General features: G+C 74.9%; 8 protein-coding genes. 3 read left to right on the top strand and 5 right to left on the bottom strand.

Annotated features, from left to right (window positions below):
* Nucleotides 1-41 precede the first annotated feature (41 nt).
* The 3 genes from IF01_RS0119745 to IF01_RS44070 all read right to left on the bottom strand — a co-directional run bounded on the left by IF01_RS0119745 (nt 42) and on the right by IF01_RS44070 (nt 12,221).
* A complete protein-coding gene (locus IF01_RS0119745; protein ID WP_051755717.1) occupies nt 42-5,669 on the bottom strand; it encodes a non-ribosomal peptide synthetase/MFS transporter in 5,628 nt (1,875 codons plus the stop codon).
* Nucleotides 5,670-5,772: 103 nt separating this feature from the next.
* The gene (locus IF01_RS44075; RefSeq protein WP_167349761.1) at nt 5,773-10,821 is read right to left on the bottom strand and encodes a non-ribosomal peptide synthetase; all 5,049 of its coding nucleotides are present in this window, start codon (nt 10,819-10,821) and stop codon (nt 5,773-5,775) included.
* A gap of 692 nt (nt 10,822-11,513) precedes the next feature.
* Nucleotides 11,514-12,221 carry a DUF4328 domain-containing protein gene (locus IF01_RS44070; protein ID WP_157855289.1) on the bottom strand — a complete coding sequence of 236 codons (708 nt, stop codon included), beginning with the start codon at nt 12,219-12,221 and terminating at the stop codon, nt 11,514-11,516.
* Nucleotides 12,222-12,646: 425 nt separating this feature from the next.
* Here IF01_RS44070 and IF01_RS0119725 point away from each other — a divergent pair, with 425 nt between their 5' ends.
* Nucleotides 12,647-13,084 carry a YchJ family protein gene (locus IF01_RS0119725; RefSeq protein WP_030394776.1) on the top strand — a complete coding sequence of 146 codons (438 nt, stop codon included), beginning with the start codon at nt 12,647-12,649 and terminating at the stop codon, nt 13,082-13,084.
* Nucleotides 13,085-13,210: 126 nt separating this feature from the next.
* Here the strand turns inward: IF01_RS0119725 and IF01_RS0119720 are convergent, their stop codons facing one another.
* Nucleotides 13,211-14,194 (bottom strand): polysaccharide deacetylase family protein, encoded by a 984-nt coding sequence (locus IF01_RS0119720; protein ID WP_030394775.1) that lies wholly within the window; start codon nt 14,192-14,194, stop codon nt 13,211-13,213.
* A 187-nt stretch (nt 14,195-14,381) separates the two neighbouring features.
* On the opposite strand from IF01_RS0119720, the gene IF01_RS0119715 reads away from it, so the two are divergent.
* Both IF01_RS0119715 and IF01_RS0119710 read left to right on the top strand, forming a co-directional pair.
* Complete coding sequence (locus IF01_RS0119715) at nt 14,382-14,948, top strand: GNAT family N-acetyltransferase (RefSeq protein ID WP_078880112.1); 567 nt, start codon at nt 14,382-14,384, stop codon at nt 14,946-14,948.
* The gene (locus IF01_RS0119710) at nt 14,935-15,477 is read left to right on the top strand and encodes a 2'-5' RNA ligase family protein (RefSeq protein WP_030394773.1); all 543 of its coding nucleotides are present in this window, start codon (nt 14,935-14,937) and stop codon (nt 15,475-15,477) included. Before IF01_RS0119715 ends, IF01_RS0119710 begins: the two co-directional genes overlap by 14 nt.
* A 76-nt stretch (nt 15,478-15,553) precedes the next feature.
* Here IF01_RS0119710 and IF01_RS0119705 read toward each other — a convergent pair whose 3' ends face one another.
* Nucleotides 15,554-16,072 carry a hypothetical protein gene (locus IF01_RS0119705; RefSeq protein WP_030394772.1) on the bottom strand — a complete coding sequence of 173 codons (519 nt, stop codon included), beginning with the start codon at nt 16,070-16,072 and terminating at the stop codon, nt 15,554-15,556.
* Nucleotides 16,073-16,118 lie beyond the last annotated feature (46 nt).

Here is a 16,118-nt window from a genome sequence, read left to right as displayed (position 1 = left end):
CTGCCGAGGGGGACGGGGGCGCGTCGTCGTGCGGTCGTCGACTACCGGCGGCCGGTGGCGGCGTGCACCCGGTCGGCCGGGTCGTCCTCGACCGGTTCCGGGGCGCCGGCCGGGCCGGGCACCCGGACGGCGCCGGCGGGCGGCCGCTCCGCTCCCCCGGTCCGGGCACCGCGGCGCCGTCCGGCGCCGCGGGCGGCCTGGGCGAGGGCGAGCTGCCGGTCGGCCTCGGCCTGGATGGCGTCCTTGTCGCCGATCTCGGCGTCCGGCAGCGCGTCCGGGAGGATGTCCTCCAGCAGGCGCAGCGGCCGGTAGGCGAGGCCGAGCAGGCCCCAGACCGCGAGCAGCAGGCCGACCACGACGAGCAGCAGTCCGGCGCCGCGGCCCGGGCCGGTGCCGATCACCAGGCCGACGGAGTCGGCGAGCGCGCCGCCGGGGCGCATCAGCGGCTCGAAGACGTGGTCGGAGAGCGGCCCGGCGGTGAGGAAGCCGAGCGGCATCATCGACATGGCGAGCATCTGGTTGGTGGCCAGGACCCGGCCCTGGAGCTCCATCCCGACCTTGGTCTGGATCAGCGACATCCAGTGCGAGTTGAGGATCATCATCGATCCCCAGAGCAGGAAGAGCCCGCAGGCGGTGAAGGCGGTCTCGGGGCGGCTGCCGGTGAGGACGGCGGCGAGGCCGACCACCGAGGTGAAGCCGATCATGCCGACGGAGCGGCGGCGGGTGCCGCCCCAGAGCCCCATGACCAGGGCGCCGACCATGGCGCCGAGGCCGCCGAGGGCGGTGACGACGCTGAGCTGGAAGGGCGTGCCGTTGGCCAGCACCATCGGGGTGACCAGCACGGTGGCGACGGCGAACAGGTAGTTGAACACCACGAAGAAGACCACCATGGCGACCAGGCTGTGCCGGCGCGCGATGTACCGCCAGCCGGTGACGACCTCCCGCCAGAGCGGCTCCTCCTGCTTGTCGAACATCGCGTTCGGGAAGCGGACCAGCAGCAGGCAGGTGACGCCGGTGAGGAAGGTCGCCATGTCGAACAGCACGACGCCGTGCAGTCCGACCAGGGAGACCAGCACGCCGCCGGCCAGGATGGCCATCATGTCGCCGGCGCCGGTGCCGAGTTGGGCGAGACCGTTGGCCTGGCCGAGGTAGCGCTTGGGCACCAGCTGGGTGATCGCGGCGAGGTAGGCGGGCCGTTGGAAGGCTCCGCAGGTGGAGCCCACGCAGGCCACGAGGTAGATGTGCCAGACCTCCAGGAGGTCGGTCCAGAGCAGTATCCCGAGGCCGAGCATGGCGGCGGCGGCCACGGTGTCCGTGACGATCATGATCCTGCGCCGGTCGACCCGGTCGGCGACGGCGCCGGCGATCGGCAGCAGCAGGACGGCCGGCAGCACCGCGATGAACGAGATCATCGCGAAGTCGAAGGCCGAGCCGGTCTGCTGGTAGACCCAGACGCCGAGGGCGAAGGTGGAGAGGCTGGTGCCGATCATCGAGACGAACTGGCCGACCGCGACCTTGGCGAAGGTGCCCAGTTCGGCCCTGGCGGCCGGGCGCTTCTCGGCGACCTGGTCGGCCACCTCGCCGGTGGCGGCGAACCCGGCCAGCACCCGGGCGAGTTCACCGGCCTGGTGCTTGAGGAAGTAGTGCCCGGCGCGCGGGACGACGGCGAGGTCCACGGTGTCGCCGAAGTGCTCCCACTCGGTGTAGCGCTCCTGGTAGAGCAGGGTGGCGCGGTCCTTCTCGCCGACCACGCAGAGGATCGGGGCGTCGATCCTCTCCGGCCGTTCGTCCCCGTAGGCGCGGGTGTAGAACTCCTCGGCCTGCCGGACGTCGTGGCGCAGCGCCCGGACCAGGAAGTCCTGTTCGGCCTGGTCGTAGACGTCGGTGAAGCCGCCCATCGCGCGCAGGTAGTCGAGGTAGCCGCGGTTGGACAGCGCCCGGTCGCCGGGCATCCGCCGGGCCATCCACTCGGCGAAGCGGCCGGGCAGCCGGGCGGCGGGGAAGGTGCCGCCGAGGGCGAGTCCGCGCAGGTCGACGCCGGCCGCCTCCAGCCGGGAGCCGAGGGCGGTGGCGAGCGCCCCGCCGAGGCAGTGGCCGTAGAGCAGCACCGGGCCGTCGACCCGCTCCAGCACCTGGGCGGTCAGGGTGTCGGCGAGGGCGCCGAGTTCGGCGAGTTCGTCGTCGGGGCGGCTCGGGTCGTGGCCGGGCAGCTCGACGGCGTAGAGCCGGTGGCCGGCCGGCAGCGCGTCGGCGAGCGGCTGGAAGGTGATCGGGCTGCCGCCGCCGTAGGGCACGCAGACCACGTTCATCCGGGCCGGCGCGTTGCCCCGGGTGAGCTTGTGCAGCAGGGTGCGCGGTCCCTCGTCGGCGGTGCCGCCGGCCCGGGCGTCGATCAGCGCGGCGAGTTCGCGGACGGTGGGGTGCTGGAACAGGTCGATGACCGACAGGCCGTCGCCGATCAGCCGGACGGCGTGCACGGCGGAGAAGGAGTCCCCGCCGAGGGCGAAGAAGTCGTCGGCGGCGCCGATCTCCTCGGTCGCCAGGACCTTCCGGTAGGCGGCGGCCACGGCGTGCTCGGTGTCGGTGGTGAGCTCGCCGCCGCCGGCGGCGGGCTGGACGGCGGCCGGCTCGGGCAGGGCGGCCCGGTCGACCTTGCCGTTGGCGTTCAGCGGCAGGGCGTCCAGGACGACCAGGGCGGCCGGGACCATGTAGTCGGGCAGCCGGGTGCGCAGCGCGGCGCGCAGCTCGGCCGGGTCGGGCGCGGCGGCCGGGTCGGCGGGCACCAGGTAGCCGACCAGGGAGCCGGTGGCGCCCTCGCCCCGGGTGACCACGACGGCCTCGCGGACCTCGGGGCGGGCGGTCAGCTCGGCCTCGACCTCGCCGATCTCGACCCGGAAGCCGCGGATCTTGACCTGGTGGTCGATCCGGCCGAGGAACTCGATCGCGCCGTCGGGGCGCCGGCGGACCAGGTCGCCGGTGCGGTAGCAGCGGCGGCCGTCGACCTCCAGGAAGCGTTCGGCGGTGAGGTCCTCGCGGCCGAGGTAGCCGCGGGCGACACCGCCGCCGGAGACGTACAGCTCGCCGGGGACGCCGACCGGGACGGGGCGGCGGCGGGCGTCCAGCAGGTGCGCGGTGACATTGCCGAAGGGCCGGCCGAGCGGTGCGGTGACCGCGTCGCCGAGCTCGGCGGGGACGGGCGCGCCGAGCATCGAGACGGTGGTCTCGGTGGGCCCGTAGTGGTTGTGCAGCACCAGGTCGGGCCGGGCGGCGCGGATCCGGGCCACCAGGTCGGGCCGCAGCGCCTCGCCGGCGCAGATCAGCAGCCGGGCCGGGAGGATCGCGTCGAGTCCGGCGCCGTGCGCGGCCAGTCCCTCCAGGTGGCTGGGGACGAGCTTGGCGGCGTCGATCCGGTGCTCGGCCGCGTAGGCGGCGAAGGCCTCCGGGTCGGTGGCCTGGTCGCGGGTGAGCAGGTGCAGGCAGCCGCCGCCGGTGAGCGCGCCGAACACGTTGGTGGTGCCGAGGTCGGCGGCGAAGGTGGAGACCAGGGCCCAGTTCCAGCCCGTCTGGTCGCCGCCGATGCGCTCGCGCAGGCCGTGCAGGTAGTTGCGGTAGTTGCGGTGCTCGACCGCGACGCCCTTCGGGGTGCCGGTGGAGCCGGAGGTGAAGAGCAGGTAGCAGAGGTGCTCGGGGCGGACGTCCACCTCGGGCGCGTCGGGCCGTTCGGTGCCGTCCGGGACGACCACCGGGTGGCCGCCGGTGAGGCGTCCGCGCTGGTCCTCGGTGGTGACGACGGCCGCGACACCGGCGGCGTCGAGCAGGGCGTTGATCCGCCCGTCCGGGTAGATCGGGTCGAGCGGCAGGTAGGCGCCGCCGGCCTTGAGGATGGCGAGCATGCCGACCACCAGGGCGGCGGAGCGCTCGACCAGCAGACCGACCGGGCGGTCCGGGCCGACGCCCTGGGCGCGCAGCCGGTGGGCCAGCGCGTTGGCGCGCCGGTCGAGTTCGGCGTAGCCGAGGACGCCGTCGGCGCCGCGCACGGCGGGCGCGTCGGGGGTGCGGCGGGCCTGCTCCTCGACCAGGCCGTGCAGGGTGCCGCCGAGGTCCCAGCCCCGCGGGGCCTCGTCGTGCCACTCGGCCAGTTGCCGCTGCTCGGACGGGGTGAGCAGGGGAAGGTCGGCGAGCGGGCGGTCGGGGTCGGCGGCCATCGCGTCGACCGTCGTGGTGAGGTGGCCGAGGAAGCGGCGGACGGTGGCCTCGTCGTACAGCTCGGTGCGCCAGACCAGGTCGGCGGCGAGTTCGCCGCCGGTGTCGACGACGGCCACCGAGAGGTCGAACTTGGCGGTGTCGGTGCCGATCGGCCGCCAGCGGACGGTGTGGCCGGGCAGCTCGGGGCGGGCCTCGGCCTGGTTGTGGACGTTCAGCAGGACCTGGAACAGCGGGGTGTGGGCGAGTTCGCGCTCCAGGCCGAGCGCGTCGATCAGCCGCTCGAACGGCAGGTCCTGGTGGCCGTAGGCGCCGAGGGTGGCGTCCTTGACCCGCTCCAGGAGCCCGCGGACCGTCGGGTCGCCGGAGAGGTCGGTGCGCATCGCCAGGGTGTTGACGAAGCAGCCGACCAGCGGCTCGGTCTCGCTGCGGGTGCGTCCGGCGATCGGGGTGCCGACGGTGACGTCCTCGCTGCCGGTGTACCGGCCGAGGACGGTCTGCAGGGCGGCCAGCAGCACCATGTAGACGGTGCTGCCGGTCCGGTCGGCGAGGGCGCGGATCCGCCGGGTGCGCTCCTCCCCGAGCGCCTCGGTGAACCGGGCGCCCTCGGTGCCGGCGACGGCCGGCCGGGGCCGGTCGGCGGGCACCGTGACGGTGGTGGCGGCGCCGCGCAGGCGCTCCTGCCACCAGGCCTGCTGCCGGTCGAGTTCGGCGGCGAGCTCGGTCCGCTGCCAGTGCGCGACGTCCGCGTACTGGACGGGCAGCGGCTCGAAGTCCGGGGCCCGTCCGGCGCGGCGGGCGCCGTAGGCGGTGGCGAGGTCGCCGAACAGGACGCCGATCGACCAGCCGTCGGCCGCGATGTGGTGCAGCACCAGGCTGAGGACGGCGCCCCCGTCGGTGCGCAGCAGGGCGGCCCGCAGCGGCAGGTCGGCGGCCAGGTCGAAGGGGCGGTGGGCCTCGGCGGCAAGCCGGTCGTCGATCAGGTCGGCGGGGACGTCGTCGGTGGTGAGGGCGAAGTCCTCGGCGGGTCTCGGTTCGGGGCTCACCTCGCCGTCGACGGTCGGGTAGACGGTGCGGAGCACCTCGTGCCGGGCCAGGACGTCGGTGAGCGCGGCGGCGAGGGCGGCCTCGTCGGGCTCGCCGTCGAGGTGCAGGGCGAGCGGGATGTGGTAGGCGGCGCTGTCCGGTTCGTACTGGGAGAGGAACCACATCCGGCGCTGGGCCGAGGACAGCGGGGGTGCCGTGCCCTCGGGGCGCGGGGTGATGGTGCGGTGCTCGGCGCCGCCGGCCGCGGCCGCCGCCTTGGCGGCCTTGGCCTTGGCGAGGCGGCGGCGCAGCAGTTCCTGCCGGCGGGCGGCCTGGTCCGGCTGAGGGGCCGACTGGGCCTGCTGCCGGGCCTGTTCCTGGGGCTGTTGCTGGGGCTGTTGCTGGGCCGGGGTCGGCCCGGTGATGCTGTGCTCGGTCATGCGGTCTCCCCCGTCAGGGCGCCGGTGTCGCCGGCGGCCGGGCATGCTTCCAAGGTCCCGGTCCGGCCGGTGTCGCCGGCGGCTCCGGGGTGGGTGGGGCGGTTCACAGGGCGCTCCCGGCGGTCTCGTCGAGGTCGTTCGGGCCGTCGACGTCGTCCAGGTCACCGAGGTCGTCCGGCTCTCCGAGGTCGTCGAGGTCGTCGATCTCCTCCAGCAGCCGCTCCTCGACCCGGCGGGCCAGCGCGGCCAGGGTGCGGTCCTCGAAGACGGTCCGCAGCGGCAGTTCGGTCTCGAAGGTGTCCCGGATCCGCGCCAGCAGCCGGGTGGCGAGCAGCGAGTGCCCGCCGAGGGCGAAGAAGTCGTCGTGCCGGGAGACCCGCTCGACCTTCAGGACCTCGATCCACAGGTCCGCGAGCAGTTCCTCGCAGTCGCCCTCGGGCGGGGCACCGGCGCCGCCGAGCTCCGGCACCGGCAGCGCGGCCCGGTCGACCTTGCCGCTGGGGGTCAGCGGCAGCGCGTCGAGCAGCACGAGCCCGGCGGGCACCATGTAGTCGGGCAGCCGCTCGGTCAGGGCGCCGCGCAGCGCGTCCTCGGTCAGGCCCGGAGCCACGGCGTAACCGGCCAGGGCCGGTCCGGCCGGGGTCTCGACGAGCCGGGCGGCGCCCGCGACGACGCCCGGGAGGGCGGTGAGCGCGGCCTCGATCTCGCCCAGCTCGATCCGGAAGCCGCGCAGCTTGACCTGGGCGTCGGTGCGGCCGTGGTACTCCAGCCGGCCGTCGGCGCGGCGGCTGGCGAGGTCGCCGGTGCGGTACATCAACGCGCCGTCGGTGCGGCCCGGTTCGGCGGTGAAGCGCTCGGCGGTCAGCTCGGGCCGGCCGTGGTAGCCGAGCGCGACACCCGCGCCGGCGATGCACAGCTCGCCGACGCCGTTGACCGGGACCGGCTGGCCGGAGCCGTCGAGCAGGTGCAGCCGGGTGTTGGCGACGGGCGCGCCGAGGGCCACCACGCCGCCGTGGGCGACGAGTTCGGGGGTGACCCGCTGGACGGTGGACCAGACGGTGGTCTCGGTCGGGCCGTAGAGGTTCCACAGCGAGCCGACCCGGCCGAGCAGGGCGCGGGCGAGGTCGGCGGTGAGCGCCTCGCCGCCGCACAGCGCGGTCAGCCCGGGGCGGCCGGCCCAGTCGGCCTCCAGCAACATCCGCCAGGTGGCGGGGGTGGCCTGGAGGTGGGTGACGCCCTGCTTCTCCACCCAGGCGCCGAGCGCGGCCCCGTCGGTGGCGGTGGCCCGGTCGGCGATCTCCACCCGGGCGCCGGTGACCAGCGGCAGCCACAGCTCCAGACCGGCGATGTCGAAGGTCACGGTGGTGACGGCGGCCATCACGTCCCGCCCGGTGAGGCCGGGTTCGCGGCCCATCGAGGTGAGGAAGTTGACGATCGCCCGGTGCGGCACCGCGACGCCCTTGGGGCGGCCGGTGGAGCCGGAGGTGTACAGCAGGTAGGCCGGGTCCTCCGGGCCGACCTCGACGTCCGGTGCCTGGGCCGGGGCGGCGGCGTGCGCGGGCCCGTCCACGAGCACGGCCTCCCGGCCGCGCAGCAGTTCGTCGCCGGCGGTCGCGCCCTCGGCGACCACCACGGTGACACCGGCGTCGTCGAGCACGGCCCGGTTGCGGGCGAGCGGCTGGTCGACGTCCAGCGGCAGGTAGGCGGCTCCGCTGCGCAGCACGCCGAGCAGGGCGGCGGGCAGCAGCCGGCCGCGCCGGACGGCGACCGCGACCAGGTGGCCGGGGCCGACGCCGCGGGCGCCCAGCAGGTGGGCCAGCCGGTCGGCGGTGTCGAGGAGTCCGGCGTAGTCGAGGGTGCCGTCGGCGGCGGACACGGCGGGCGCGTCCGGGGTGAGGGCGGCCCGGTCGGCGACCAGCCGGTGCAGCGGGGCGTCGGGGATCGGCGCTGCGGTGCGGTTGACCGGCTCGTCGGCCGCGAGTTCGGCGGCGGAGAGCATGACCAGCTCGCCGAGCGGGCGGTCGGGTTCGGCGACGGCGGCGGCCAGCAGCGCGACCAGGTGGTCGAGCGCGGCGCGCACGGACCGCTCCTCGTAGCGGGAGGTGCGGTACTCGGCGGACAGCAGCGGTCCGTCGGCCGGGAACTCCAGGAACAGCGAGAGGTCGGTCTTGGCGGTGCCGTTGCACACCTCGGCGACGAAGGTGAGCTTCAGTCCGGGCAGTTCGACGCCGGCCACCGGGTGGTTCTGGACGGCGAGCAGCACCTGGGAGATCGGCGAGGCGGTGAGGCCGGGCGAGCCGCCGTAGCGGCGGGCGTGGTCGACGAACGGGTGGCCGCTGTGGTCGGCGGCCTCCAGGACGACGGGTCGGACCCGGGCGACCAGTTCGCGGAAGGTGTCGGCGCCGGCCACGTCGAAGCGCAGCGCGACCGTGTTGATCAGCGAGCCGATCACGGTCTCCAGCTCGGGCACCGGGCGGACGGCGAAGGGGCTGATCACGGCGACGTCGGTCCGGCCGGTGTAGCGGTGCAGCACTCCGCCGAGCGCGGCGAGCACCACCGTGTAGAGGCTGGCGCCCTCCCCGGCGGCCCACTTCTCGACGCCCTCGACGAACCCGCTGTCCAGCCGGCGGGCGAGCCGGCGGCCGGCGATGTCCTGCGGGTTGGGGCGCGGGCGGTCGCCGGGCAGGTGCTGGTCGCCCTCGACGCCGCGCAGCCGCTCGGCCCAGCGCTCGGCAGCCTCGCGGCCGGCCTCGACGTCGCGCAGCTCCCAGCGGGCGACGTCCGACAGCTGGAGCGCGGGCTCGGGCAGTTCACCCTCCCGCAGGGCGCGGGCGACCTCGGCGAGCAGCAGTCCGGCGGCCCAGCCGTCGGCCGCGGCGTGGTGCACGGTGAGCAGCAGCTCGTGCCGGTCCGTGTCGGTCCGCACGGCGAGGGCGCGCAGCAGCCGGCCGCCGGCGAGGTCGAGCGGGCGGGCGGCCTCGGCGCGCAGCACGTCGTCGATCGCCTCCTCGTCGGCGACCTGCCCGTGCGGGCCGACGAGGTCGAGCAGCGGCACCTCGACCGGGTACGGCGGGCGGACGTCGGCCACGGCGTCGTCCAGCTCGCTCGGGTTCGGGTCGCCGTACAGGGCGGTGCGCAGCGACTCGTGGCGGCGGACGACCTCGGTGAGCGCGCGGCCGAGGGCCTCGCGGTCGAGGGCGCCCTCGGCGCGGATCCGGACCGGCACGTTGTAGAGCGGGCTGCCGGTCTGGACGGCCTCGTGCAGCCACAGTTCGCGCTGGAACTCGGTGGCGCGGGCGGGCAGGTGGGCCTCGCGCCTCGGCGGTTCCACGGAGGCCCGGCCACCGCCGCCGTTGGCGGCCCGGACGGCCAGCGCGGCGACGGTCGGGGCGGCGAAGAACTCGGCGAGCGGCACCCGGGTGCCGAACTCGCGCTCGACCCGGGCCAGCAGGCCGACGGCGAGCAGGGAGTGGCCGCCGAGGTCGAGGAAGACGTCGTGCACGCCGACCTCGGGGACGCCGAGCAGGTTCTGCCAGAGTTCGGCGATCCGGATCTCGGCGGGGGTGCGGGGGGCGACGAACAGCTCCTGGCCGCCCCGGCTGCGGGCGACGGGGGGCAGTGCCTTGCGGTCGGTCTTGCCGTTGGGGGTGAGCGGCAGTTCGGCCAGCACGGCGACGGCCAGCGGCACCATGTAGCCGGGCAGGGCGGCGGCGCAGTGGGCGCGCAGTTCGGCGGGCGTCGGTTCGGCGGTGCCGGGGGTGGGCTGGACGAATGCGGCCAGGTAGTCGCCGGCCTCGTCGCGCTGGACGACGGCGGCGGCGGCCTCGACCGCGGGGTGGTTGGCGAGCACCGCCTCGATCTCGCCGAGTTCGACCCGGAAGCCGCGGACCTTCACCTGGTGGTCGACCCGGCCGTGGTACTCCAGGTCGCCGTCGGGCAGCCGGCGGACCAGGTCCCCGGTGCGGTAGCAGCGCAGGCCGTCGATGTGGACGAAGCGCTCCTCGGTGAGGTCGGGGCGGCCGTGGTAGCCGCGGGCCAGGCCCTCGCCGGAGAGGTACAGCTCGCCGATGCCGCCGTCCGGCACGGGTATCCGGTTCTCGTCGAGGACGTGGTCGAGGGTGCCGGCGAGCGGGCGGCCGATGACCGGCTCGCCGGTGCCGCCGCGGGCGACCAGCGACCAGGTGGAGTAGACGGTGTCCTCGGTGGGGCCGTACAGGTTGTAGAGGCGCTCGACGCCGGGCCGGGCGTGGACCTTGTCCGCGAGGTGGCGGGGCAGCGCCTCGCCGGCCAGGTTGACCACCCGCACGCCGTCCGGCAGTCCGCCACCGCCGTTGCCTCCGCCGGGCTGGTCGTCGCCGGGCAGGCTGTCCCCGCGCAGCAGCGCGGCCATCGCGCTGGGCACCGTGTTGACCAGGGTGACCTCGTCCCGGGCGGGCAGCTCGGGGAGGGCGAGGACGTTCTCGGCGACCACGATCGTGCCGCCGACGGAGAGCGGGAGGAACAGCTCGTACACCGAGATGTCGAAGCACACGGAGGTGCCGAACAGCACACCGGCCAGGTCGGCGGCGGTGTAGGTGTCGGCGGCCCAGCGGAGCATGGCGTTGACGCCGCGCTGGGTGACCGAGACGCCCTTGGGGCGGCCGGTGGAGCCGGAGGTGTAGAGCACGTAGGCAAGTGCGTCGGTGGCCGCGTCGCCGGTGGTGGGGCGCGCGGCGGCCGGGTCGAGCGGGGCGGCGGGGCCGTCGCCGTCGATGTGCAGGAGGGTGGCGCCCGCGCCGTTCAGCAGGTGCTCGTGGGCGCTGTCGGTGAGCACGACGGGCGCCTGCGCGTCGCCGACGACCAGTTCGAGGCGGTCGCGCGGATAGGCCGGGTCGAGCGGCACATAGGCTCCGCCGGCCCGTAGCACCGCCAGGAGGCCGACCACGAGGTCGGCCGTTCGCGGCAGGCATACGCCGACCAACGTCTCTGCCCGGACTCCGGCGGCGGCCAGCCGGCCCGCTACCGCGGCCGTCGCGGAGTCCAGTTCACGGTAGGTCAGCCGGCGTGTGCCGTCGATCACGGCCGTGGCGTCCGGGGTTCTTCTGACCTGCGCGGCCACCAGTTCGGCCAGTGGTGCTGCCGGATCCAGTGGAGTAAGTCCCGTCGAACTCATCGCTTCTCTCCCGAGGGTGCTGCTGCATCGACTTGTGGTCGGCGAGAAATGGGCGGTGTGCCCTGGGAGATGGTGGGGTAAAGATCTACGAATCACCAGCACATTTCCGTCACTCGTTCGATATGCCGGAAAGATCACCTCTCCCGGCCTGGTCAGCGGTGTCCGGATCTGACGGTTCGTCGGCGATTTCACCCGGATTGGCATCCCCCTTGGCAGCGCCGGTCCGTACCGATAGCGTTTCACCGACGGTTCGTCAGTTGGCGCACACCTGTGTCCCGCTGGCACCGCAAGCAGATTTCCGGACTCAATCTTGTCCGAGGGCAGTCAAAATCTGGCCGGTAGTACGGCCTTCGCCCCCACCGCCGCACACCGCTCCGGCCCACCGGTCCGACCCACCCGGACCGCAAGCCCCGAAGGCGGCGGACGCGAGCGGGTCGACTGCAGATCTGTGTGCAAAGTGTGTGCAATTCACGGGGGACTCCGGGAGGCTCCATGGACAACGGGACCACCCGGCGTACACCGGGCTCCCGCCCACACTCCGCCACCCGCCGTCCCGAACGCCCGGGACCCCGGTCACGCCCCGGTCCCGGGCCGCAGGACCCATCGCAGGGCGGCTCGGAACGCACGAACGCCGGGTCCGGAGGTGTCGGTGGACACCTCCGGACCCGGCGCGCGAGGAGAGGAACGAAAGGTCAGACTGTGGCGCCCGACGCCGCCGGGTCCCCCACCACGACGGGAGCGGTCCGGTGTGCCAGTGGGATCACGGTCGCCGCCCTCCCGATCTGCATCTCCGTCAGTCGCCAGACCACCAGGACCGCCAGCACCGCCGCCGCCACCCGCAGCGCGTTCCCGGCGACCTCGACCTGCAGCGCGGTGCGCATCGCTTCGAGCCGCTCGTCGGCCTCGCCGAACCCCGAGTCCGCCCGGACCAGGGCGCCGACGATCCTCGGGGCCACGAGCGAGCCGATCCAGGCCGTCCACCACGCCGACACCAGCCACTGCGACACGATCCGCCGCCGGCCCTCCGGATCGACCGAAGCGCTGGCCCGCCAGCAGTCCACCACCAGCTGCCACGGGAACCAGAGCGCGACCACGGGCGTGAACCACGCCCCGACCGCCCAGCCCGACCCGTGCCGGTGACCGTTCGGCACGAACAGCTCGGCGTTCGCCCTGATCCGGTGGAACCAGACGACGAAGGCCGCGGCCGTCGCCAGCAGCAGGAGCGCCGACAGACCGTTCACCTCGCTCTCCAGCGCGGCCAGCGACTCCAGCAGGTCGAACCCCTCCGAGTCCTCCGGGTCCGCCAGCACCAGGCCGATCGCCCGCACCCCGAACAGGTCGCCCACCAGCACGGCCAACGCCAGCAGACCGCTCAGCACCAGCATCACGACGGCCGCCACCGCGGCGACCCTGGGCGACCGGAAGTCCCGCACCCAGTGCGGGGCGGCCTCCGCACAGGCGTAGCACCGCCCACCGTTCCCCATCACCGGCCGAGCCCCGCAGACCACACACACCACTGGAACCGCTCCCCACACAAGAACACACAAGAAGACACAGGAAGGTCGGGCCGGGACCGGCCTCCGCCCGCCCCGCCGCCGCCACGGACCGGCCGCGAGCGGGCCGACTCTAGGGCCCCGTCGCGCCGACCCGCCACTTCATTCCGCGCATCGGTGCAGGTCAGAGGCGATATCGCGGCCTTTGCCCGGTTCCGCGCACCGTTGCGCGCCCACCTGTCGGAGCCGGCCCTGCCATCGGGTCCGACCACCGGCCCCGATCACCGGGTCCGGGCCGCGGGCACCACCCGGGAGGGGCCAGAATGGAGCGCATGTCCCGACGCCGTTCCGCGCCCCGTGCCAGCACGCCCGCGCCGCGCCTGCTCCCGTCCTCCCCCTGCCCCTGCGGCCTGCCCGGCAGCTACGCCGAGTGCTGCGGCCGACTGCACCGGGGCCAGGTGGCCGCCGCCACCGCCGAGGCGCTGATGCGCTCGCGCTACAGCGCCTTCGCCGCCCGCGACGAGGCCTACCTGCTGCGCACCTGGCACCCGGACACCCGGCCGGACAGCGTGGACTTCGACCCGGGGCTGCGCTGGGTGCGGCTGGAGGTGCTCTCCACCGGCGAGGGCGGGGCGTTCCACGCCGAGGGCACGGTGGCCTTCCGCGCCCACTTCACGGAGGGGCGGGAGGAGGGCGTCCTCACCGAGCACAGCCGGTTCGTGCGGCACGAGGGCGCCTGGGTGTACCTGGACGCGCTCTCGCTCGACTGAGCCGGGCTGATCCGCGCGCGGCCCCGGGTCCGTCGGTGGTGGGGCCGGGAGGGCGCGGGCCGTCGGTGGCGGACGTGCGGGCGGGCGGCCCCGGAGGACCGCCCGCCCGTGCAGCCGTGCACCCTGCTACAGGTAGTCGTCCAGCCGGGCCAGGGCGAAGCCCTGCGCGGTGACCTCGTCGACCACCTTGCGCAGCAGGTCGGGCATGGACCCCGGCCACAGGTCGGTGCCGCGGAAGTGGGTCAGGATGATGTCGCCCGGGTGGAGCCGCTGGTCCTCGTAGCGGTACTCCATCCGGTCCGGGAACGCCTCCTCGTTCCACAGCGGCACCGCCTCGATGCCGCAGGAGCCGGCGGCCCGCAGGGTGTCCGCGTTGTACTCGCCGTAGGGCGGCCGGAAGAGCCGGGGGCGGGTGCCGATCTGCCCCTCCAGCTGGTCCTGCTGGCGGCAGATCTCGTCGCGCTGGGTCGCGTAGTCGAGGACCTTGAGGTTGCGGTGGTTGATGGTGTGGTTGTTCACCGCGTCGCCCTGCTCGGACAGCCGGCGGAAGTAGCCGTAGTCGGAACGGGCCAGGTAGTCCGCGACGAAGGTGGACAGCGGGATGCCGAGCTCGGCCGCCATCCGGCTGAACTCCGGGTCCTTCTCGGCGCCGTCGTCCACCGTCAGGAAGACGATCGGCTGCTCGGTGGGCACCCGGTAGACCACCGGCGGCAGCCCGTCCGCGAGCTTGACGCCCTGCGCGGCGCGCAGCTCGGGCCGGCCCGCCGGGGGCTGCGGGGCGGGCAGCGGCAGCCGGGCCAGACCCCAGCGCCGAGCGGTCTCCAGCGCGGCGCGGGCGGCATCGGCCCGCCGGGCCACCGCCTCGCTGCTGGTCTCCTCCTCCGCCCTGGCCGGCCCCGGGAGGACCGCCGGAACGGCCGGGGCCGCCGCGGCGGCCGGAACGGCCGGGGGGCGGGGCCCGCCCCGGTCGGCCGCCGCACTCGCCCCGGCCCGTGCCGTCGACGGCACGGCGCCGCCCCCGGCGGAGCCGCCGCACCCCGCGACCGCGGCCACCAGGCACACCGCCGCGACCAGCCCGCCCCGCCCCCGCCCGCGCCGGGGTCCAGCCAACCCCCGATTAATGCGATTATCTGATGGTCTGTCCATAACCCCACTGCTCCCCCGCCACGCCGGGCACCCAATCCACCCCTCACCCGCCCGGCCCAGCCCCGGACCGTGCTCCCGACCTGCGGCTACCGTCCCGTCGGTGATCGAAAAGGGTTGGCGCCGGGCGCGGACGGCGCCCGATAATGCGCCCATGACGACGAGCACCACGAGTACGCAGCACAGCACCGGGGACGCCTGGGCGGTCGCGCCCGCCGACGTCGGATCCGCCGAGTCCCTGGCCCTGCTGCGCGAGTACTTCCTCGACGTCGCCAACCGCTACTACCGGCTCCACTTCGACCGGGACGGCACGGCCGAGGAGATCGAGACCGGCCTCGCCGCCAACTCCAGCGGCCACCTCGCCCCGCCCGCCGGGATCTTCCTGCTCGGCCGGTACGCGGGCGAGGCCGACTCCTGCGCCGGGCTGCGGGTGCTCGACGCCACGACCGTCGAGCTGACCCGGGTGTACGTCCGACCGTCCCGACGCGGCACCGGTGGCGGCGCCCGGCTGCTCGCCGCCGTCGAGGAGGCGGCCCGTTCCCTCGGCGCCCGGCGGATCGTCCTGGACACCCGGCTCGACCTGGTCGAGGCCCGCGCGCTCTACACCCGGCACGGCTACCGCGAGATCCCCGCCTACGGCAACAGCCCGTACGCCGAGGTCTGGTACGGCAAGGACCTCGTCCCGGAGCAGCGGTCGGGCGGGGCCCGTGCAGACGGTTGAGCTGCTCTGCGACCCGCCGTTCGACCGCGCCGTGCGCACCGTCTGGCAGCGGCTCGCAGAGGCCGGGGTGGACAGCCTGGCGGACAACCCGCACCCGGGCCACCGCCCGCACCTCACCCTGGCCTCCTGCGCCCGGATGCCCGCCGGCGCCGCCGAGCGGCTGGACGAACTCCTCGCCGAAGCCATGCCGTTGACCGTCCGGCTGACCGGCCTGCTGTCCTTCGCGGCCCGCAGCCGGCGCCGGGTGCTCAGCTGGGCGATCGTCCCCACGGTCGAGCTGGTGCAGCTCCACCGGCGCGTCTGGGAGGTCCTGGACGGCGCCGCGGAACCGTCCCCCTACTACGTCCCCGGCCGCTGGTCCCCGCACCTCGGCCTGACCCGCCGCCTCACCCCGGAGGACGTGTCCCTCGCCCACACCGCCCTCGGCCGGCACCCGGACCTCACCGGCACCTTCACGGCCGCCCGCAGCTTCGACTCGGAGACCCAACTGACCCGCCCGTTGGGTGCGGTCGACGGCGGCCCCGGCTGACACGGCCGGGACCACAGCTGTCCGGGACCACAGCTGTCCGGGATCACAGCTGAACCCGGATCGCAGTCGTCCCGGATCAGAGCGCTCCGCGATCGCCCTGCTCGGCGTGCTCGGCATGCGATCCGCCGATCCAGAAGGTCAGCGCCTTCCGGCCGCCCCCGAGTGACCGCCGCATCGCGTTGACCACTCGTGTCTGCGCCCGGGCCACCTCCGCACCGGCCGCGAGGAACTCCTCCTCGCCGAGCGGCGCCCGGACGGTGTCGGCCTCGCGGGCGACGCGCTCCAGGAAACGGTCGACGGCCCGGCCGAAGTGGTCGATCTCGCGCGCGACCTCGGCCGGAGCGACCAGGCTCACCCGTGTCAGCACGGCGCTCCACTCGGCCCAGTCGTAGTCCCAGCCGCTCCGGTCGGCGTGGGCGCGCTTGATCACCATCGTGAACCTGGCGTAGTGGCTCAGGAGTTCCTGGTAGGCGAGGAGTTGCCGGTCCCGCGACCACTGACGGTCCTGGCCCCGCCGGGTCACCAGTCCGCCCACCAGCACGCCCACGGTCGCCGAGGCCGCTCCGGCCGCGGTCGTGATCAGCGATTCCAGCAACGCTCCCCCAGCCCCCGCGCCTGCCGTTCGATCCGCGGTCGGAACA

Origin of the sequence: Kitasatospora purpeofusca, from assembly GCF_000718025.1 — a bacterium.
In the GTDB taxonomy this organism is placed as follows: Bacteria; Actinomycetota; Actinomycetes; order Streptomycetales; family Streptomycetaceae; genus Kitasatospora; species Kitasatospora purpeofusca.
This window is presented reverse-complemented; position numbering and strand designations above follow the sequence as displayed.

Excerpts from the sequence above, each read along its gene's own strand:
- IF01_RS0119745 (WP_051755717.1), bottom strand. The coding sequence starts at position 5,669 with ATGACCGAGCACAGCATCACCGGGCCGACCCCGGCCCAGCAACAGCCC.
- IF01_RS44075 (WP_167349761.1), bottom strand. The coding sequence starts at position 10,821 with ATGAGTTCGACGGGACTTACTCCACTGGATCCGGCAGCACCACTGGCC.
- IF01_RS0119725 (WP_030394776.1), top strand. The coding sequence starts at position 12,647 with ATGTCCCGACGCCGTTCCGCGCCCCGTGCCAGCACGCCCGCGCCGCGC.
- IF01_RS0119715 (WP_078880112.1), top strand. The coding sequence starts at position 14,382 with ATGACGACGAGCACCACGAGTACGCAGCACAGCACCGGGGACGCCTGG.